General features: G+C 42.2%; 15 protein-coding genes. 6 read left to right on the top strand and 9 right to left on the bottom strand.

All coding sequences use genetic code 11. The features are described 5' to 3' along the window. Nucleotides 1-74: 74 nt before the first annotated feature. A complete protein-coding gene (locus tag L2725_RS20125) occupies nucleotides 75-479 on the top strand; it encodes a hypothetical protein (protein WP_249250614.1) in 405 nt (134 codons plus the stop codon). Nucleotides 480-931: 452 nt separating this feature from the next. Beyond that, nucleotides 932-2,530, top strand: a complete 1,599-nt coding sequence (locus L2725_RS20120) for a P-loop ATPase, Sll1717 family (protein WP_249250612.1) — start codon at nucleotides 932-934, stop codon at nucleotides 2,528-2,530. Between the two features lie 235 nt (nucleotides 2,531-2,765). Here L2725_RS20120 and L2725_RS20115 read toward each other — a convergent pair whose 3' ends face one another. Then, nucleotides 2,766-3,821: a hypothetical protein gene (locus tag L2725_RS20115; protein WP_249250611.1), complete on the bottom strand. Its 1,056-nt coding sequence runs from the start codon at nucleotides 3,819-3,821 to the stop codon at nucleotides 2,766-2,768. A 594-nt stretch (nucleotides 3,822-4,415) separates the two neighbouring features. Between L2725_RS20115 and L2725_RS20110 the strand changes: the two genes are divergently transcribed. Further along, complete coding sequence (locus L2725_RS20110) at nucleotides 4,416-5,273, top strand: hypothetical protein (RefSeq protein WP_249250610.1); 858 nt, start codon at nucleotides 4,416-4,418, stop codon at nucleotides 5,271-5,273. A 51-nt stretch (nucleotides 5,274-5,324) separates the two neighbouring features. On the opposite strand, the gene L2725_RS20105 is transcribed toward L2725_RS20110, so the two are convergent. Next, nucleotides 5,325-5,588, bottom strand: coding sequence for a thermonuclease family protein (locus tag L2725_RS20105; protein ID WP_249250609.1), 264 nt, complete (start codon nucleotides 5,586-5,588; stop codon nucleotides 5,325-5,327). Between the two features lie 142 nt (nucleotides 5,589-5,730). Between L2725_RS20105 and L2725_RS20100 the strand changes: the two genes are divergently transcribed. Further along, nucleotides 5,731-6,876, top strand: coding sequence for a hypothetical protein (locus tag L2725_RS20100; RefSeq protein WP_249250608.1), 1,146 nt, complete (start codon nucleotides 5,731-5,733; stop codon nucleotides 6,874-6,876). 664 nt (nucleotides 6,877-7,540) lie between these two features. On the opposite strand, the gene L2725_RS20095 is transcribed toward L2725_RS20100, so the two are convergent. The 4 genes from L2725_RS20095 to L2725_RS23400 form a co-directional block, all read right to left on the bottom strand. Beyond that, nucleotides 7,541-8,380 (bottom strand): hypothetical protein, encoded by an 840-nt coding sequence (locus L2725_RS20095; RefSeq protein ID WP_249250607.1) that lies wholly within the window; start codon nucleotides 8,378-8,380, stop codon nucleotides 7,541-7,543. 1,836 nt (nucleotides 8,381-10,216) lie between these two features. Continuing rightward, nucleotides 10,217-12,394, bottom strand: coding sequence for a DEAD/DEAH box helicase (locus L2725_RS20090; RefSeq protein WP_249250606.1), 2,178 nt, complete (start codon nucleotides 12,392-12,394; stop codon nucleotides 10,217-10,219). Then, complete coding sequence (locus tag L2725_RS20085; protein WP_249250605.1) at nucleotides 12,379-14,106, bottom strand: dsDNA nuclease domain-containing protein; 1,728 nt, start codon at nucleotides 14,104-14,106, stop codon at nucleotides 12,379-12,381. The genes L2725_RS20090 and L2725_RS20085 overlap by 16 nt, the downstream gene beginning before the upstream one ends. Before the next feature lie 586 nt (nucleotides 14,107-14,692). Continuing rightward, nucleotides 14,693-14,806, bottom strand: coding sequence for a DUF4113 domain-containing protein (locus L2725_RS23400; protein ID WP_428985306.1), 114 nt, complete (start codon nucleotides 14,804-14,806; stop codon nucleotides 14,693-14,695). 587 nt (nucleotides 14,807-15,393) lie between these two features. Between L2725_RS23400 and L2725_RS20080 the strand changes: the two genes are divergently transcribed. Then, entirely contained in the window at nucleotides 15,394-15,612 is a 219-nt protein-coding gene (locus tag L2725_RS20080; RefSeq protein WP_249250604.1) for a hypothetical protein, read from the top strand. A 101-nt stretch (nucleotides 15,613-15,713) separates the two neighbouring features. Next, entirely contained in the window at nucleotides 15,714-17,630 is a 1,917-nt protein-coding gene (locus L2725_RS20075; RefSeq protein WP_249250603.1) for an endonuclease, read from the top strand. Between the two features lie 65 nt (nucleotides 17,631-17,695). On the opposite strand, the gene L2725_RS20070 is transcribed toward L2725_RS20075, so the two are convergent. The 3 genes from L2725_RS20070 to L2725_RS23345 form a co-directional block, all read right to left on the bottom strand. Then, on the bottom strand, nucleotides 17,696-18,385 hold the full coding sequence (locus L2725_RS20070) for an HNH endonuclease (RefSeq protein WP_249250602.1): 690 nt from the start codon (nucleotides 18,383-18,385) through the stop codon (nucleotides 17,696-17,698). Between the two features lie 230 nt (nucleotides 18,386-18,615). Continuing rightward, nucleotides 18,616-19,464, bottom strand: coding sequence for an HNH endonuclease (locus L2725_RS20065; protein WP_249250601.1), 849 nt, complete (start codon nucleotides 19,462-19,464; stop codon nucleotides 18,616-18,618). Beyond that, nucleotides 19,461-20,966: an AAA family ATPase gene (locus L2725_RS23345; protein WP_249250600.1), complete on the bottom strand. Its 1,506-nt coding sequence runs from the start codon at nucleotides 20,964-20,966 to the stop codon at nucleotides 19,461-19,463. The genes L2725_RS20065 and L2725_RS23345 overlap by 4 nt, the downstream gene beginning before the upstream one ends. Between the last annotated feature and the right edge of the window lie 86 nt (nucleotides 20,967-21,052).

Raw genomic sequence — 21,052 nt, 5'->3', positions numbered from 1 at the left:
GTGTCATGTAGCTTGTTATCTCGGTAAACCCACCAAGCAGTATTCATCTCCCCAAAAAACAATTGGAGTTTGATATGACTGATACAAACACTGGCGATAACAATGCTCAGGATCAGGACAATCAGAGCGCATCCGTATTCCCGGTAAAGATAGAAACCACAGATGCCGCAAGAGATCCGCTTAGGATTATGATTGAGATTGTGAAGGACCCGGATATTTCTCCCGCAGATAAAACGGCGCTTATCCAATACTCACAGGAAAGATTTAAAAACCGTCGCAAAATGGCCTATATGTCCCTCTATACCATTATCGGTTCGCTGATATTTATGTTGATTGCCGCCGTGGTCGACGACTTCGCCAATACCAGCATACTGACTGAGATACATGAAAACGCGACCATCATTGGCTGGATAGAGGGCTTCCTCACCGCCATCGTTGCTGCCTACTATGGTGTTTCTGCCTGGCGACCCGCCAGCTGATCTGTCCTTTTTGTCGGTAATGCAATAGCTGATTGGGTGGCTTATTGCATTACTGGTAAGGGCAGGGCAAGGACCAGTCGGTATCTTCTCCCACTAATTTATGATTTTTTGCCATTCCTGCAGCACCTATAGGTATTTAGCGGCTGACAATCGTTGTTTCGCAAATCAACATTGAGCCTGGTTTTATCCCGGTAAAAGCAAACGCAGGATTCAACAGCTAATCAACGCAATTGCCTGAAAGCCCTCACTGATTAAGGAGCGAAAATGATGTTACAACGAGCCGCAACCCGCCTCGAAAAGTAATGAAAACCCGCTTGCATATAGTGCGAAACAACTATGGCTGGGTTAGTACAAATGCACAGTTCGGCCTGACAAATATAGAGAGACGCATACTGGACAATTCCCGGCCCTCACTAATAGGGTGAGTGGTGTTATACAAATAAGGGGAGTGTATGCGGCTGATTTTTGGGGATGATAATGCAGAAGATGATGATCTTCTGTCCGAGTGTTTTCTGGACCGAAAGAGTTTCCGGATTTCAAAACCTATCATCACAGGTAAGTGGGGAACAGGTAAAACCGCATCGATTTTTGACAGTTGCAAAGAGCTGGCGAAACAGCTGAAGGCGGATAATCCTCTCGATCTTTGGTATATGAATGAGCACGCGTTCGATATCAAAGAGATGGTCGCCCTCAAAGCCATTCACGCCGACAGCAATTACAACCTTGAGGTGGCACTGCAGGACCTGTGGAGGGCTGAGATCATCCGGGCCCTGGTGATTCAGTTGGGCGCACTTCAGGAATACTACAACCTGGAGAACAGCCTGCACTGGAAGGCGATTCATAAGCTGTCCCTTATCGAGAGGATTAAATTCCCTATCTGGAAAAGCATTAAAATCGCCGTGGAAATCGCCACCAACTCGGCAGTGGATCTGAACAAAGCCGATGAGGTTAAGTCCGACCTGTCTGCGGTGTTTCACCACAAAACCTATTCCGATGTGATCAAGTGTATTGGTGATATCAGCTCCGAAAAGATAAAGCCCAAAATCGCCATTGAACCCATAGAGACACCCAATTCACCCCTTGAAGCACAATCAGGTATCGCCCAGCTTACGGTTTCGTCCCTGTTGAACACCTACCAGGCTTACTTCACTCCCAATAAGCTCAATGGCGCAGAGATCTTTATTACCATTCCCTGGCACAGATACCGCAAAGAAGACCTGAATTTCCCGCAAAAGATGACCTCAAAGGTCAAACGCATGCGCTGGAACGAGACAGATCTTCGCGAGTTCATCAATAAGCGCATCGAGTATGAGTTCAGGCAGGCCGCCCGGGGCTATAACCGCAAAAATGTAGACCCCTGGAATACCCTGTATGGTGCTACCGTCCGCAACGACCACTGTCATGTGGGTTATGCAGAATGCAGCTTCAAATATGTGCTCAGACACACCCACCACAGATCACGGGATATACAGCGCCTCGCCAGGAAAATCGTCGAACACGCCGTTGAAGTACACGATAAGGATGTTGAAGACGTTCTGATTGGAAGAGGGGGCTGGAAAATCCCTTTCACCACCATTCAAGACGCCATCAAGAAAGAGAGCGCTGTGCTCTACGATGAGCGAGTGATTGAAGGTACGCGCCGCTATCCGGTACTCAAAAAGATAATGGAAAGCCTGTACTGCCTTAAAGTCCCGTTCGAGTTTAAAGACCTTAAGGACAGGCTGGAGCCTTTGAGTATCGACACCAACGAAGCTATCTCAATTTTGTGGGACAGTGGCTTTCTGGGAATAGAGATCAGCCCCTCAGGCGAGCAGTACGCCATGGGCTTAAAGTCGATACTGGGGGAAGAGAGCCTGCGCACCTATGAGTTCCAGGGCCATTCAAAAATCAGAAAGTGGTACTTCTTTGAACACAACCATGATGGTGACCCCAAGCAGATGATCAACCGCTACAACAACTCTCAGGAGTCTGTCGCCAAGTATGTCCTGCACGCCATTTCATTCGATAAGTTGATGCTGAACGTCAGCAGAGAGTGCCCAATCGGGGTTTAACCGGGAAACGAGTTCCCGTCTTTTAAAACGGTTAAGGGGGCATTAGGTGCGGCCCCTGACAGCACCAATCGCAGGGGCCGCGTTAACGAGGAATTGGGATGGGTCTCGTTAACTTATCTCGATACGGCGTTCCCGCCGGATAGATCACTTTAATTGATAGATTTTGGCACCTGCTGACGACGAGTCGTAAGGTATGTGAGGTGTTAATAAGGGTGAATTATGTTTGATGCTAACCTTACTCACCAGCGAATTGTTCGCCTTTTCCTTCAAACAGTACAAGGGCATAACGACCAAGCTCGTCAAAGTAGCGCCAGCGTTTTTGTGGGTCTTCGATGACTTTACAGCGCTCTCCAGCTTTCTCAGTTAAACAAGCCGCGCTGTAGGTGATAAACAGGTTGTCTTCTTCAGCGAAGATATCAAATGTGCTGGTTTTGACGTAACCCACCATGGCGTTACGGTAGGCCTGAATGCTTTCCTCCATCATATCCTGTGCAGGAAAGTCGCCATCGAGCTGGTAGTTATCAAATTGCCAATCAGAAAATCCAGCGTCTGGATTCAGCTTCTTCCGCCACACTACCGAGAATGCAGTAGGTAATACAATCTGGTCGGTGACTTGGTGATTTACTGAATCGACATCCTGAAAAGTGGCTTCGCTGACAACGGTTTCGCCTACATTGACGGCTCTTATTATCCGCTTGTCATAGGGGGAGGTAGGGAAGGGAGTAAGTGAACTCTCTCCATTGCCAGAGAAGAGTACAACGACATCGGTCAAGTCTGTCGGGCTTCTCACTATCCAACCGTTTGGGTCGCTCCCTTCTTTTTTAGAGCAGTCATCATAAGAGTCGAAGCAATTAAAGGTATAAAAAATCCTGAGATGAGCCTTATCTACCACGACTTGTACAGTTGCATTTGAAGGCTCAAAGTTTTCATACGCATTGTTAAGTGCTTTCATCTTTTCAAGAGCCAATGTGCTGTCTATGACACTATCAATTCGATAATAAACTAAGGAGTCTGTTGTAGATTCCGGGTTCTTGCTCCAGTGACCCTTAACGTGAGTGGGTATGCCTAAGCCTGAAATCGTTGCGTAAGCGCCAGGGTAGCCACTTACGGCTCCATAACCAAAATCTGAAAACCAACCTGAGGTATCAGAAACCATTATTTCTCTGATGCTGTAGCGACCGTCTGTAGTTCCAGCATTGCCAAACTTAGCCATGAGCAACTTGTTATCCGCACAACCGGTAAAAGAGGTTAATACCAAAACCGTTGTCAGAGTGATTAAAGCTCTATCCATTGTCAAAAAATCTCCCTGTACTTATTCCCTTCAGAATCCCGGTTTATATCGTTTCCCGGTGGCTTGAATGCATTTACTCAGGCTTTACTGCTAATAGTTTCGCATTTACCAGTGGAAGTGAGCAAACGTCAGGCTAACCAGTCCTAGGGATCTGGCAAACATGACTACAGCAGGCAAAGCGCCACCCCACTGGGGAATGGTAATTCGGAGGGGCAGGGCAAGAGGTTTAGCACCCATTTTTGCGCTAACTCAGAGGCCAAGTGAATCGGATAAAACTACTATAGGTAATTCGACTTTAATGGTTGTTGGACGAATGAGTAGATCTAAGGATAGAAAATACATGGCCAATGAGATAGATGGTTCTGATGTTGAAATAAAAAACCTTATTTCACTCCAGCATTTCACATTTGATGCGATATATAACACCGCAACAATAGGCTTTATTAGATGATTGGTAGCACTACTGGATATTTGAAAAGCAATGGAATCATTGAAAGTTACTTTTAACTTGAATAAAATCTGTCTACTTTGGCATTTTGGTACCTTATTTTGAAAGAATTTTTGCTTCAGTTAATGGATTCCCAGCAAGAACGAATGAAAACTCCGTTTTTCAGTGCGCTACTAATATCATCCATATTTGTTCATTGGGAGGTGTACTATTACTTATTGGCAAGTGATGGGACTGCTGCCAATAAAATTGACTGGATAAAGGACTATACGACTATTTATGATTTTTTAATTCAGGCCGTTTTGTTTGTCGCGTTACTTTATCTCCCAGTGTTTTTCAACTCAAAATATCAGCAATGGCTTGATTCTGTTAATCATAAGATGGCGATCTCTAGACTAGAGCGTTCTAATGAGCGAGAAGAAAAAAGCTTTATAAATGAGAAGACTAGAGTTGACAAGATATATATCGAAAAAGAACGTGAGAGAAGCTTTAGCACGGATTATGACAAAGTTGTAGACGATCGAGATCAGCTAAGAACCAACTCTGTCCAACTAAGCAACCAACTCAGTACTATGTCTCAAGAATTGGATGCAACTAAACAGGCGCTGCAAGAAGCGGATCGAGAAATAGATCATCAGTCTACCAATAGAAAAGAGCTAAAAGAGGCATTGAACAACTATATAGATAAAACTCATCAACTTGAGAGAAATCTCAATGCCATGCATAAACTTTATAGTTTAATGAGAGATGGAAATATGTCAGATGCTATTTTCATCCAATCCTTGATGAAGGGAACTGACGTTAAACAAGATGAACTGGAATCCTTAGTTGGGGGGATTCTTTCAGCCCATAGATCTACACCTGAGAACTTGGTAGAGGATTACACTAAAACAGAAGCAGAAAACTATCTTCGCGATAAAATTAATAAAAATCTGGAAGAACATACCAAAATAAAGCCTTTGCGTCGGGGAGTTAAAGCTCCGCCTAAACCACCGCAAAATTAAGATTTCGGAGTGATTAAGCTTATTAGACATTAATCACACTATCTATTTCTTTCACCATTTTCCTCTTTCAATGTTTTTTATTTCAATATTTTGAGCTTTAGACAAAATCTTTGACAGAAGAGTCTTTGCTTCTAATGCCATTTTTCTAGGCTTAGGACATCCACCGACAGTCTCAGCAGTATCAATGCCCCTTATTCGAACCGGGATATTAAGACCAACTACATCTGGCCAATCAGGAATTACAACCCTCACCGTATCCCCGTCAGATACTGATACAACTTGTACTGTGATCGCTAGATAGATGGCGCTTAACATTAAAACTTCCTTACAAAAAATCAGGATAAAACCATAGTTTTTAGTAACTTCTGAGACCTAATGCACAGATATGCCATACAAAGGCAACATAAATAATGATAGCATCCAATCAGGAAAGGACTAATTTAATGATTGTTAGGTAATGGAAACCAAGAAACCAAAGACAAATTTCAACCCCACCGATACAACTACTGACCAGTCTGACAAGGACTTTGAGTTTGCTGTACGATTCTGGACTACATTAAGCAGTTTCAGTCGAACCTATTTAGAAAGTAAGTTAACCAAATTATCACCTTCGGAACAGAAAGCCGTTATTCTAAATTTCGATCTGGTGAAACGTCGATGCTTAGATAGCCTAAATATATTCCGAGCTGAGAAAGCCTTAGACCAACTATTCTTAACGGGAGCAATCCAACATCATCGAGAGCAACTACAAACCGTTAATAATGATAACACTGAAAATACTTTGGCCGAGCGCTATGAAAGTGATGTAAATAACTATAAAAGAGAAATATCTCTCCTAAAAAGTAGCTATGAAAGAGAGGTGCAAACATTAAAAGACACTTTGGCCAGGCGAGAGAAACAATGTAACGAGGCCGAGCAAGAGAATTATAAAGTTGCTACTGAACGCGCTGTATTAATGTCTAATATAGACAGCTTACAAGGAAGTAACAGTAAGCTAGAGTTAGAAAATAAGAAACTAAAAGAAAAGCAATTACAGTCTAAGATTGACACCGAAGTACCATTGTTTGTTGATAGAGCTAAAAATGATTTGGAGAAACATGAAAGGTACTTCAGGCTGTTAGCGCGAAAATGGAATGCTAAAGGCACGAAAGCTATTTGGGTGGCCGTGGGGGTATCTGCTACGTTTGTGATCATCTCACTGATTCTAACATTATTTTATTCCGACGATATAGATTGGGGGTTGTATGGAATCATGTTGTTTAAAGAAATGTTGGTTGTTTCTATATTGGCTGCAGTCGCTAAATACTCATATGGAGTAGCCAGCGCTTATACACATGAGTCTCTGAAAAGAACTGACAGGATTCACGCTATTGGATTCGGTAAAATGTATTTAGAAATATATGGTTCTCAGGTTGACCAACAGGATGTAAAGTCTATATTTGAGAATTGGAACTTAAATAGCGATAGTGCGTTTACCAAGCTAAAAGAGCCAGATTTTGAGAGTAAGACGCATCAAAAACTGATTGATGCAATAACTGAATTAGTACGCAAAGAGGTCAAGAGCCAACCGCCGGAACCGTTAACAGACAAAGTAGTAAAATAGAATACTTGATTATAGTATCCCCAATACACGCCGTGAGGCGCCACTTTCCCTTGGGGATATCACTATGCGCTAATTCTTAACGCTATCGCTTTAGATACCTTCCAGGTTTCGTAACCAACATCAAAGCCAAACCTCCAACAAGATCCCGGCTGTTCGCCGTGTAATTGGTTAAAGGGGGCTGAATCATGGCACGTAATTTCGTCAAACTGCCTTCTTGGTCAAACCATATTGAACAGTAATCAAGCTACGCTGATCGCGAAGGTGAGGGCAGTGAACATCTGCAAAAGTTTACGGGTAGCTTAGTTGATAGGTCAGTAAGCCTGGATGCCATTGTCTCATCGCGCAGAACTTTCAAAGGGAAGGGTACTTGGAGGTGTTAACTTTGATGAGCTGAACAGAACCTCCGTAAGACAGCGTCTGGAACTCCGGGAAATGTATCCTGCACCGAATAAGCGGATCATGGTGCTGGAAGCAAAAGAAGGGCGTTAGATGTTCGACCACATGCCGACTAACTTTACTGCTAACGTGCGAACCCCAGACCCGATAGGGGTCAAGATTGAGCCCAGTTCAATGCTAGTCGCTATCATGGCAGGGAGGTGATAGTGGCAGCGGCGTTGGTGAAAAGAAGGTAGCGCCCCCTGGCTAACAACAGGAGTGGTTAGAACTATTTTCCAGTACTCTTGCCTTTCATGAATTTCGTATATTCTTCCCAGTCAGCACTTGGCGTTTTTGCAAGCATAATTTCATTAAAGCTCTCTGCCATATTTCCGTATTGAATAATTTTCCCATAACCTTTGATGGCGTTTACATCTATATGAGGCCTAACTGCTTTAGGGAATTCAGTTAGAAAAGAATGAAGGTCATTAATTATTACATCAGTTAACTCTATTGACCGCTCATTTAGGTCAACAGCAATTCCTACTTTGAATGCAGATGCAGCATCTATAATTGTTTCAATTGAAATTTCTGGCTCTATGACTTTCTGGCCATGAACTGAGAGAATAGCCATCTTGACTTCGTCTTCAAACCGATTTCTTTTTGACCACGCTCCTAGCGTAGCGTTGTAATTTTTCATGAGAACGGCGATTTTAGCGAGATTCTCCCAACTAGCATGATCTATTTCGTCAATTGAAGGAGAAAGAAAGGAAAAGTCTTCAAGTGGGAGATCTAGAAGAGGGTAGTTGCACTCAACCTGTCCAATATTCAGCATTCTAAGTATCGGATCACTTGGTAGGTCTAGTATGTAAGCCTGCTTAATTGTTATTACATTCAGCAAGGCTGATTGTGCAGATAAGATCAGCTTATTTGATGCTTTAAGCTTCGCTAGATTCGCGGCTATGTGCTGTTGCTTGCGCTCTTGGTGTTTTACAGTGAAATATGCTGTTCCTGCTGCTAACAGTGTAAAGGTAATACCTGACAGCATTGGGTAGATATAGTCCTTAATAACATCCGTTTCTGCTGCTTTATTGATGGCTTGGACAATTAGCTGTATGTCGTCACTCATAGATTAATGCTCATAAAAATCCGCATCTTATAGGTTTTTTTTAACGCTATAAGTGGGGTAATTCACATTTTTAAACTCACATCACGGCTTTTCATTTTTGTCTCATAACGACAGATACAATGATGCCGATAATGCTATTTATCGGCATTTGACCTAAAAGGGCTACTTCGGGTGGCCTTTTTTGTATTTCTCAGTCTCCAACAATGCCCGGCGCTAATCCCGAGGAATCTGACTATTGAACAGGTCTACCAAGTTGGAAATAGGCGACGCTTTCGGCGTTTTGTAGCTACAGGTAGACAAGCCTTTAGCACTGAACACCTCTTGCTTTGCTCCATTCCTGAATACTGAACGCATACCTGCGAGCCTCACAGAGACGAATCGCTGATACCACAGCTCGTTGTACTCATATCCAAATGTACTCGTATCCAAACCATAGATTCACATCTACAGAGAGCTACAGATTCTTGCTAGGCATGTACGGATGTCGGTCACAGCCAAACCAAAATCTGTCCCAGCATTCATGTTGAGATTGCATGTTCTACAGGTTCACATCTGCAAGGTTCGATTGGCTAGTCAGCCTAAGATTGCCAGCTTTAAGAATTTGAACCTGGCTTGGCCAACAACATAGACGTCAGACATGAGACTCAACACTAATCACAAACCCAACAAACTCAGCTTTGATTAAACCACAACCAAAACACCAAGAGTTACTGCCGGCAAACCATGACGGCTCAGATGGGTTTGCGACAATCGTTGCTCATCAAACTTGGGATGGAAAACCGGAGGAAATAATTTCCTGGATGGACGCAGTTAGAGATCTGAACGTATGATTGAAACAGCCAACTACATTGCGGCTCAAAACCCAGGCAAATTAGACTGCAGCTGCGTGAATTGTACAGTAACTTATGTGGAACCAAACACTTAGACGAATAGTATGGTGAACCATTTCATTATATACAACTAAGCCAAAGGCCATACTCCAACCACAAACGGAAATTATTACCACTGCGCACAATGTATATTATGTTAAATACAATATTTGGATATAGTACATCAAATCTGTTCATCATGGAAATGTTCACCTCATTCTGGAATTCCAGTCTAATGAAATTCCTCTCCCATACAATTAGCCAGGAATGGCCTCCCGCTAATCACTCATAAAATTAGATAGATATGGCGCGTGGAAATCTTGATGCAGAACATTTCCATACAACGTTGTCTTGTCTCACTTATAATGAGCTTAACCAAACCACGACTATGTGCACCCCGAATGTGCAGTTTAGCCAGGAACTCATTTGTGAATACTCAAATTCAGCCGATCACTGTCGGTTGCTAGCCAAACGCACAGCTATACCTTGGTAACGTTGTTTCCGTATTAGACTCGAAAGTTTGTTCCAAGAACCAGTATGTAATTGATTGGCTCTTTAGATTGGCATTGAATCGAGCCTAATCATCTTAGTTGAATCTAAGTGAGGTTCTGATCAGTGCTCAAATCTAAAAAGTCACTTCTTTAAGAATGCTGTTTAAGCCCTATTATTAGCACCATTTCTTTGGATATATAGACGTTGAGTCAATATTCGGCAATAGAATGGTGAACCATAATACCGCCCCGCTTCACAAGACGACAGCTATCTACACTTAGATGGCTGTCACGCTATGGGACAAAAATCACTTTGGAGAATGCCCCTGTTCTTCTGGATTGGATGAGAAAAACTAGGGGAAGTGAGTTTTAATGCTTTATTTTTGGTGTTTGTATGCACCTTAATCAATTTTCAGAGTATTGACCAAATTAAGTTAGAATTTTCTCATTTTAGTCCTATAGTTTTTATAGACATATTAGTAAATTGCTTGCTTAATAAACATTCGATCAACAGAGTTTAGCTGGTGAAGGTATCTGTGGTATATGCGTAAATAGCGGACCAATGTGTCGATATCTGCTTCACTCAACCTTGGCGTAACAAGTTTCTCCAAAGTTTCTATAGGTATTCCCATCTCTTCTAGCGCAGAAAATGAGGAAGGCAAATGACTGTTTTCGAATATATGTACGAGCCACCCTAAATTTGCTTCTGGCGGTAGTCCAAGCGATTTGAACTCATGATTTAAGAGATCTTCCAGTAACGAAAGTGCTCTTGGGACAGCGTGCTTGAAAATATTGCGTACAATGTTGAGCTCTCGATCAGTTGCGTCTGATCGTAGCTCACCTCCCTCACGTGAATTATAGATGAATTCGATTTGCTTCCTAATGTAAGCAGTGTGGTTGTCAGCGTAGATGTACCGACCCAGTTTTTTATAAAGCTCGTCACTATCCTCAAAATGAAGTTGTTGTCTAGCCAATACCCGACTTTCTACGGTTTTGATAAAATTTGTAAGCAATCCAAGTTGGTATTTCTTCGGTTTAGTTACCGACGCAATTGTCTCCATGTCGGTAATTGATAACTCCGTGACAAGTTCATACGCATATTCTAAATCTTCAACGTTGTATGATGAGTGCTTACGAACAATTTCCATTGGAACATCAGAGTTTTTAGCGAATTGATTAAGACTTTGGCTGCCTAGTTCCGATAAGTGATCTGGCTGTATACCAGCTAGCAAGTTAATTGGCGAGTCATTATCTTGTTGACCTAGCGGAAGGCTTACGACTTGCGATTCTTGCTCTGGTAGCTCTACTAGACAAAAAACGTTCCCAACCAAATATTGTCCCATTCTACCTGCTCGACCGGATATGTTTTTATGAGTAAAACTATCAATTTTTGGCGTTCCATTACGGTTGTCATAGATTACGATGTTTTCTGCGGACGTATTAACTCCCTCGATCATTGTTGAAGTGCATACTAAAAATTGAATTTGTTTAGTGTTGAACAGCTCGACAGTTTTTTGTTGGATTGCACGAGGTAAAGAACCGTGATGTATACCTATACCATTTGCTAGGGCTTGAGTGCATCCCCAGTCAGCACCGTAGTTTCTTTTTAACCACTTATAGTATTTTTTTAGAGAAACATCAGTGGAAGCAAGAAATTTACGCTCCTGTAAACTGTCTAGTGAGCCTAAGAATCTAATAACCTTTGCAATTGAATTGGAAGATTTACAATATATGATTGTTTGTCCATTGTTGGATTCCAGAATCCTCTCTAGCTCCTTATTTTTAGAGTCTATATCGTTAGGAGCGATATCGTATTTATAGACATTTAATGCAACAGTCTTAAAGTCCGAGGGGATGAAGGTGAATTCGCGTTTCAACGCGTTCATTCCTTGAATTGCATCTATATAAGGTCCAATCATGTAAAACTGTTTAGATACGGTAAGCAACTTGCTTAGAGCTATATTTAAGGCGAAGGCTCTAGGTCTTGATAGTTCATCTTTAGTATCGGCAAGCTTGTAGAATTCATCGATGATAAACAAGTCAATATTTTTTAGATCGTCGCGTTCATTTACACGTTCCTGTGTAAAGATATAGATAACTTTGTCTTTACGTTTAGCTTGGGATCCGTGGTGAATAATTTGGTATTCGTTGCCAAAACGTTGATGTATACGTCTTCGAGTTTCATCTATCAGAGCTATTGTTGGGACCACAATAACGATACTTTTGAATTTCTTTTCTGCAATCAAGGCATCTACGATAGCGCTTTTCCCCATACTAGTAGGAGCACTTAAGACAACGTTCTTTCCTGATGAGAGTAAGTTAAAAACTCTCGCTTGCATTGAGTGGAAGATGAAATTGTCGTCAAAGTTACTTCTATAGACATCTAGTACAAATTCCTTTTCAGGTGAGAGGTCCGTAAAGTACTTTTTAAGGTAAGGATAAAGGCCTGCTGAACGTAAGAGATTTTGAAGCAGCGAAGTTTGTTTTTTGAAAAGTGGTAATGCCTCTAAAGCACGAATTATGAATTCTTGGCCAATTGGTACTAAATCAGGTGATGATAAACACTCATTGGCTTTTTTAAGATATGAGAATGCACTAAGAGTTTCGTTGCGTACATTTTCTAAACAAAGTTTAGGATCTAAGCTGTTGTCCATTGCGATGCTACCTGATTTTGTACTTCGTTTATAAGAGATGCTAATGAAGGGATTGGATATAGGTAAACTTCGATATGGAGGTCTTCGTAGAAGTCATCTACAGAAACTAGATGGTCTACCAAAGCTCTAAATTTTTTAGTAGCTTCGGATACAATCTTCTCTTCGAAGTCATGAGCCATATCTTTGGAACTACATTTGAGATGGTCAGACTCATACCCGATAAAGAATACGAACTTAAACCTGTCTAGATTGTTATCTAGGGAGCTGTTTGGTTCAAGGATGTCATTGATATCATGCTCTAGGAGATAGTTGTCCTTTTTTGCTATTAACACTTTCTCTTTTTGCGTGGAAAAGGCTTCCGACTCTAACAGTTCATGAAATTCTCCCACAATCTCCTCAAGTGATAGCGTGTTGACGATAGTTATTAGTCGGCTAAATCCCATGAGTAAGTTGTCCGGTTCATGCGTATTTAGAACAATATGGATATTGTCAAAACAAGTATCGTTATCATCATCTATATGAAGATGTGCTGCAATTGGCTGAGCTTTGTAGGTAGTTCTAACGGTTGAATGTAGTAACGCTTTCGCTATCAGTTGATTGATAAAATTAGCTTCGTGTTGATAACGCTGAGTTAAAGTCTTGAATTTGTCTGTAATTTTATCAGCAGAAACATCCGCAATTTCGTTAGGCAACAGGAGAACTTCATGAAACCACTTGTACAAATTGCGAGCGATTAGGTCATAGCCATATTTTCGTCGATGATACTCACCTTTAAGCCCAGTACACTCTTTCTTTCCTTCAAAATTAGCAGCTTCGTATAGGTTTTTCTCTCTAAAAAAAGATGAAAGAACTGCTTGTAGCTCTATTCTATCTGTAGAGTATATTTTTACATGCTCGTGACTGAGGTTAGCATAGTGTTCAATTTCAGCTTCGAACCAAGGAATAAAGTCATTCCGATGATAAGACTTATCATTAATAGACTTTAGTACTCTCGAGGCAGAGCCCTTGTCAAACAAGTTAACTAGCAAAGAACATAGAATTCGTTCAGCATCACCATTTTCACTCAGATAGATACCTCTTCTATGAGCGGACTGCCGGATCAACTTTGTACAGCGCATTTCGAGCAGCTCTTTGTTTGGGATAACTTCCCATACAGCATGGTCTAGCCAATATTCAACGCCATTTTTATTTGGAGACTTAAATGCTGTTAATTTTTTAGGTCGATTCCTCTCTACACAGGTATTTAACTTTCGTAATAGTGGCTGTCTGAGCTCAGTTTTCTCACTTCGAGTATTTAGAGATATTTTCAAATACTTGAGTGCATCAGTAATATCTCTTGGTGTAATGATTCTGAAATAACCAGGAAGTGTACCTTTGTCACATAGGATTGACTTATGCAGGATGGAATCTTCTTTGCTGACGATCTGATCCTTTCTTTGTCGTCCTTGAGGGGGGACTATGTCTGTATCAGCGTCAGCAAATTCTGAAGCATTCCATTTGCTATCTTTATCTGTAGTCTTGACTTGTATGTACTCGATTTTATTGGCGTATACAACATCTACGTCATCAACTGCTTCACAGCGAACCGTTATTAAGCTTTTATCTTGTAACATGTTCAACACATAGTACGCTGCTACAAAGTTTTGGTACTCAAACCCTTTAAGAGCCGCTGGCCCACCACTATCGGATAGTTCCATTTCAGATGAACTCATATATACTTCCGGCATCATATTTACATCGATATAACAAAAGAAAGGACAGGCATAAACTTTCCTTACCCATCCAATACTTAGATATTAAACTAAGCTAAATTTTGAGGGACAATACCATAATCTTGGATTGATGTATGTAAGACCATGTTTTTACTTCAAAAAACCAATCACGTTAGTCACAACCCCTCACATTACCTTTTTATGGCGAATTTGATGAGGCTGACAAAACTAGAGTTCGAGGTCTAACTGATTTGGGGCAAAAACTCATCAATGACACGGTCATTTGTCTTTACCAGCCACGCTACCGCCCTTTGCTTAACGGGCGCACAATCCCTATGGTCAATTCGTTGGCAGCACTATAGCAATGAAATGTGGTGCCAGTCTGTAAGACATTTACCATAAGTTGTTGTTTAAATTTGTGTTCGGTGTTTTTCTGTGCGGGTTATGGACGGAGTTTATATCGGGGAGTTAAGTGGCAATGATGGTAGAGTCACGGCCAGGGGCTTAGGCATACTTGGGTGAGTTTTGGGGTAATTACATGAATTTCTCAACACTTCATCTTAGGCAGGTCTTTCTACCAAGCAGTTTACTGCGGACTAATCATGTTCAGCTTCATACCCGATTTCTGTTGAATGCTTTGCGCTGCAATGAACAATGTGTGTTTTCCGTATTTACAGGTCAGGCCGTCTAGTGCATTCATCAATTTGTACTTACTAGGGTGGTTGAAAAGTCATCTTGGCGATGGCAGCAATCTTGCAACTCAATCAGACCAACACCGATTTTGTAGAATCGTATGCCGGGCCGAAACAAATCTCTAGCCAGCCTGGTGACGGTTCGGCTGAGAACGATGCTATCTGCGGTAGCAACCGGGAACTGATGGAGTGTTTTTCGATAATATGGTTGACCATCAAATGGGGAGTTACCAGCGAAGCAAATAAGCGTTTACATACTGAGTCCTAGGCTCTCGCTTTTGGGCCGCGATACTCGCATGTTTGTTCAATGCCTGCTGAAGTGACTCCAGGTCGGTAATGCGTTCTCCCATTGAACGAGTCGATAAGATTTGCTTCTTAACTGCCCTCACCTCGTCCCAAAGTTTTGCATGAACACCATTAAGGTCCAGAGCAGTCTTTATGTTCATCAATCTCAGCTTTGCACTGATTCGAAGGATATGATGGGAAAATATAGATGGCTGCAAAGTGTTGTATGGCTCACAGTTAACGTTGGCTAAATCTCAAGTGCATCACAATGTTGGTAATATCGTGCGGTTAATTGAATACAGGAACAACGATGTCAGCAGTAACCGTAAGTGCTTTTGAATTGAGCAGCCTTGATGAAGTCACAATGGACTGGTTGATTAAATTCCGTCGCAGTAAGTGCATTGATACCCTGGACATGATGACCGACAGAGCCGAGCGCGATAACCAGGGAAAGCATGCGGTGCTGGATGCCATCAATCAGGCTTGGTGTGTGCGGGAAAAGGAGATCAAGGAGGGCCGGTTTGTATAAACCTTTTCTCTTGCCTATCTATTAGTCCTTCCTCTCGATTCAATTTAGCCGTTAAATCTGTTATCCCTAATGTATAAAGGAACATCTGTTAGGGACTAACTTTGAAATACCGCCTGCTCGCTTTTTTACCATTCCTGGTAATGCCTGCCCACGCTTTCACGCCTTCCGAAAATAGTGAAGTAACGCCAGAGATTGAGGTGACAAAGGGCCAAACAACTATCACCTCCTTCGATTCAGCCAAAGAAATCCTGGATGAACAGGTTCATCTGCACGACCGGATAACCGTCTATTGCGGCGCGGAGTTTGATGCTGAAGGTGTCATTACTCATCCTCCCGGCTTTAAAGCAACGAAATACCTCAACCGGTACAATAGCCGAGAGTGGGAGCATATTGTGCCTGCTGACCGTTTTGGTGACTTCTTACCTTCGTGGAAGGATGGTCATCCGGCCTGTGTTCAAGCAGACGGCGATAAATATAAAGGCCGGGACTGTGCAAGAAAGGTCAATGAGCAGTTCAGGTTGATGGAAGCCGATATGTACAACCTCTTTCCTGCTATCGGTTCTGTCAACGGTTTGCGCAACTACTACCCATTTGCATTGATGCCCAATGCAGAGTCAGATTTTGGCTCATGTGATATGAGGATTGAGAATAGAAAAGCCCAGCCTCCCGAGAGAGCCCGTGGAATTATCGCTCGCACCTATCTTTACATGGCAGAGGCCTATCCGGATGTGATGGTCCTGACTCCTGAAGAGAAGACACTCATGTCTGATTGGGATAAAGCCTATCCGGTTTCGGGACTTGAATGCAGAAGGGCCGTTACTATCTGGGAGATACAAAAGAATGTTAACGGTATTTTGGAGGCTCGCTGTCAGGAATGGGGGGCTTTCTGGGAACGGATGCAAAAGGCAATTGATGAGTCAGGTAAAGGAAACAATACCGTTGCAATGACGATGTTGAACTCCTTAAAGAGTGAGTATTCTGATAACGAAGAGTTTTTTGAAGACCTTATAGCCGTAGATTTTAATAGAGCAAATATCGAGACTCAGAGTGGTGATCACCAATCTGCTCTGAGTATTACCGAGTCAATTATCTCCAAATTGCGTACCGGCCAAAAGGGAGAGCCCCAAGAACTTATGGCTTCGGCCCTCTCTTTGAAAGCCCTGTTGCTCCAAAAACTGGGTCAGGGGGAAAAAGCAATTTCGGTTATTGATGAACTGACTGATCGCTTCAGGTCTAGTCGGTCGATAGAAACTCAGCAAATAGTTGCGCATACGTTGAACCAAGCGCTATACATTGCTCGTGGTCTTGAGGATGAATCGCTAGAAAGGCAAATTGAAACCGACATCATAGAGATTTTTGGTGACAGTCAGGATGAGTTTATACAGGCCGGAGTTTTGGCGGCTTATCGCTTTCAAGCTGGTGCGACATGTAGTGACCCCGAGGCCTTAGACAAGTGCGCTAGCTTAATGCAAAAAGTCATTAAACAATTCAGTCACCTAGACGATGTGTTTAGTCAGTTCTATATCGTAGAGATGACGATGGAACTTGCCTTAATCAAAACTAGACAGGGGCGTTATGAACAGTCGATAAAACTCTATTCTGATGTGGTTTATCAGCATGGCCAGTCCCAAGAACCAAGCTCCCAACAGGCTGTTATTTATGCTTTGTTGAGCATGGCTGAATTGCACATTAGCAATGGTGAGATAGATGTTGCTAAGATCAACATTGCTAACGCTCGGGATGCATATGAAGGCCCAGATCCTATATTGCTAATCCCATCTTATATGTCCTTTGTTCTGGGCGATATTACAGCGCAACAGTTGATTGATGAATATAAAAAGCTAGAGCCTCAGTTGGACATGTCGCTCAAAAATTGGGGGTTCGGTACTCTTGATGGTGTCATAGCCCAACAGGGGCCGGAGAAGAAGCTGCAAGTTGATTTAGTTCGCCAGTATTTCAGAAGCGATATTGACCTGACCCAATTGGAAGCTCAACTGAACGCTTCGCCAAAACATTGATTACTCCAAAAGAACTCACCTATCAAACTTTGTAAGGCCTCGTATTGGCGAGGCCTTTTAGATCCTCAATTACATCTCCGAGTGTACTCATCAATCACCTGCTGCTCCTTGACATCAATAGCCAACTCATACTTGGCTTTCACGCCTACCCATAGCGCAATGTACTCGCAACGATAGCCGGTGGTGTCGGGAACCCACTCGGTGGGGTCTTTAGCACCTTTCTCACGATTCTCACTCGCGCTAACCACGAGCAGGTTTTCCGGATCATTGGCGAAAGCTCGACGCTGCTTCCGGGTCCAGGCATGGCCACCAGACACATGGGCTTCCTTCAGCGGGACAATGTGGTCGATGTCCAGTTTGCCAGCTTCAGTGAAGGTTTGATTGGTGTATGGGTCGAACCATTCACCATGGCTAACCACACAGCCTTTGTTCCGTTTAAACTTAACCGGTTTGGTACTGGCTGCGATAAGAGCTTCAGCTCGGGCATCCTGGCAGTCTCTGTCGTAGTCTACCCAATGAGGCCAGTCACTGCGTTCATAGAGTTCACTGAACTTTTCGCCATCGTCAACAGCTTGCTGCTGTGCTACCTGGACCTGTTGTTGGTTGGAAAAGCAGGGCTCTTTGTGGCAGTGGTATTCACCGGTGGTTTTGTTGGTGTGACCGCCGTTCTTGTCGACGCCGCCCGGGTGAGCATGGGCAAAATTGAACGTGGCGCCTGTGAGGGCGAGCAGGTAAAAGGTGGTTCTGAACATCATACTTGTTTGATCCTTGCATATCCTTGCAGGTGTTCTGTTATATCAGGTTTTCAAGTGATAGTCAGAGTTCGGAAGTTGGATGCTTTGATAAAAATCTTAGGGACTGGAGTTACTTTTGACTCTAGCGGAGCTAACCCTTTCATTTATCGCTGGTTTTGAGCGCATGTTATCGGAAAACCTGTCCGATAACATGCGCTCGTTGATCTGAATTCACAGCTTTAAATTAGAAGTTATTTAAATTCATTAAAGCCACCATCACAGAACCATTCACTATTCATCATCGCCTGGTAAGCAGCTGTGTTCCATGAATTAACATGATTGTTTCTCCGAGATTCTTCCTCTTCTTTAAGGTAGGCCTTAACAGCAATTTTTCCACCTTTCTCATGAGTTTTGCTTAATCGAAACTGAATTTCTGTCACTGTTGAATTTGCATTCGACATATACAAACTTCCAAGCCCTAGTTCTTTAAAGTGAAATTTTATTCTTTCGTTTAGTACATCACCATAAGCTTCAACATATGATGTATAGAAACGGATAGTTCCAGGCGTTTCTTCTTTTACTTCGGCAAATAGCCATTGCTCACCTGTAACATCATCGTAATAAGGATGGAGTGTTTGTTTGCATATCTGGTCAGGCGCTTTATCTAATTTTGATTTGTTACAGTCTGAACAAGCTGGGATCAAATTCAGGGGAACAACGACCAATGAGGAAAAATCAGCCTTTGGTAGGAAATGGTCTAAGGTTTCGACCACTCGCTGTCCACATAGTGGACAGATCCCATTTGGCGCAGCGTTTTTAAGTTGGTCATATAAAGCTCTTCCCGGAGCTTTTTTCCCAACCATTCTTTGTGTATAAACTTTCTCCATTTCGGCTTTGTTTACCACACCGTTAACACCATCGCTACTCTCAATCAAGTACCATTGTTTGCTCTCAGCCTTTTCTTGATACTCTTGTTCAGCTTCCGCTATAGAGCCAGCAATCTGGACAAACCTCTCTTTTAGATCCCTATTTTTAACCTTGCTTATACAAAGTTCATATACGTCTTTTGCATCCAGCTCTGGCTTAGCTATTACTCTCATACTTCACCCTTCTCCTCTTCCTTGTCGAGAAATAATCCCCGTAATATGCCTCTAGCCTCTGCGCCCAACTGGCCATGGAAGTTTCTCAGTGCTTGGTTATAGGTGCGTGCAGACTCTGATTCTTTCTTGAGTAGCTGGTGGAATCCTGAGTCGGTTACTTCCAGCCCAAACACCTCTCGTGTTAATACACCCACATTCTCGCCAAATGTTTCTGTTTCCAGTCTTTCAGCGACGGCATCCATCCCACTTCTCCTCAGCTTCCATACACAACTTTTAGGTACTTCTTGGAGTATTACAGGTGAATGTGTGGCAATAACCGCGACTGCATTTCTATGAGAGAGTAATTCAGATAAAGTACGTATAAACGCCGAAAGTAATGGAGGGTGTAGGTGGGATTCTGGTTCATCTAAGAGAACCAATGTTTTCTCTTCAATTTTTTCAACTAACTTAGCAATAGTCAGTAATACAATTGCATGCCCTGAACTTAGCTTAGAAAAAATCTTATTTGTATTTGTCTCCAGGTCATGAGTTGAAGACATCACTATATCGGCGAGCGCGATATCTTTAAAAAGACTGTCCGTTTCTAGCCCTCTAATTGCCTCAACCAATCGGTCTTGATATCCAAATCTGCGAATATTATTTAGGCAATAGGAAAACTGTCTATTAAGCATCGGACGGCTCATGGGAATATGCTCACCATCTTCGGTAGTTGATTCCTGTTTTAAGCCTATATAAGCGTAATTAAGTCCTTCTGATTTATCTTGTCGCTCAGGTATCGGCTCAAAAGGATCAAAAGCGCTAAATGCTACAGACACAACACCGGCAAACATTTCTAGGAGATCTTCTCTTTTAGTTGACTCCTTGCTCCCGGTTACAACTGAAAAAGATCCGTCATTCTCTTGAGTAGTACCACTATCAACGAGAGCTTTAACCATTCTATGAAGAAGATGGGTTTTACCAACACCATTTCGACCAATTAGGACGTGAATATTAGAAGGAGGATTAGATTCTGGATCGACATAAAATTCTAGATCTAATCCTGCTGTATGCTTTCCTTGAGGTAGCGAATAAGAAAAATTAAACTCCGTACGTAACTTGCCACCATCAAGCAATCGCCTAAATTGTCCTTTTATTGATGCTATACTAACTTCACGTAGTAAAGATACTTTCATTACTTTTTCATTTAAAGCTAGATTATAAATACCTTCTTCATATACTACATCATTTAAGCTCTCTAAAATTAGATCTCTTAATTCTTGGTCTAAAGCGTATAAGTTTTGATAATATTCGTCACTTTGACCAAGCGAAAAAAAAGCTTTATCCAATGTTTGAAATTCTTTTGGAAGTCTTTCTTCAGTCCATCCACTCTCTTGACCGACATAGCCAATTTTTACTCCCCCGATCTCGTGTTTCTCTCCATTTGCATCATAGACCACAAGATAAAATCTTGATTTAAAGCCAAAATCGTCCCAGTTATTGGCTTCCAAATATGCAGAATTCACAGTACTCTTTGGCTTTGGGTAGTAGCGCGAATAAGGGGGAACGTTGAATACTAATTGTATCATATCATCTACTCATTCATTTTTAA

This window comes from Shewanella corallii (assembly GCF_023349125.1).
Lineage (GTDB): Bacteria > Pseudomonadota > Gammaproteobacteria > Enterobacterales > Shewanellaceae > Shewanella > Shewanella corallii.
The sequence above is the reverse complement of the archived record's forward strand: the minus strand, read 5'-3'. Positions and strand labels throughout refer to the sequence as shown.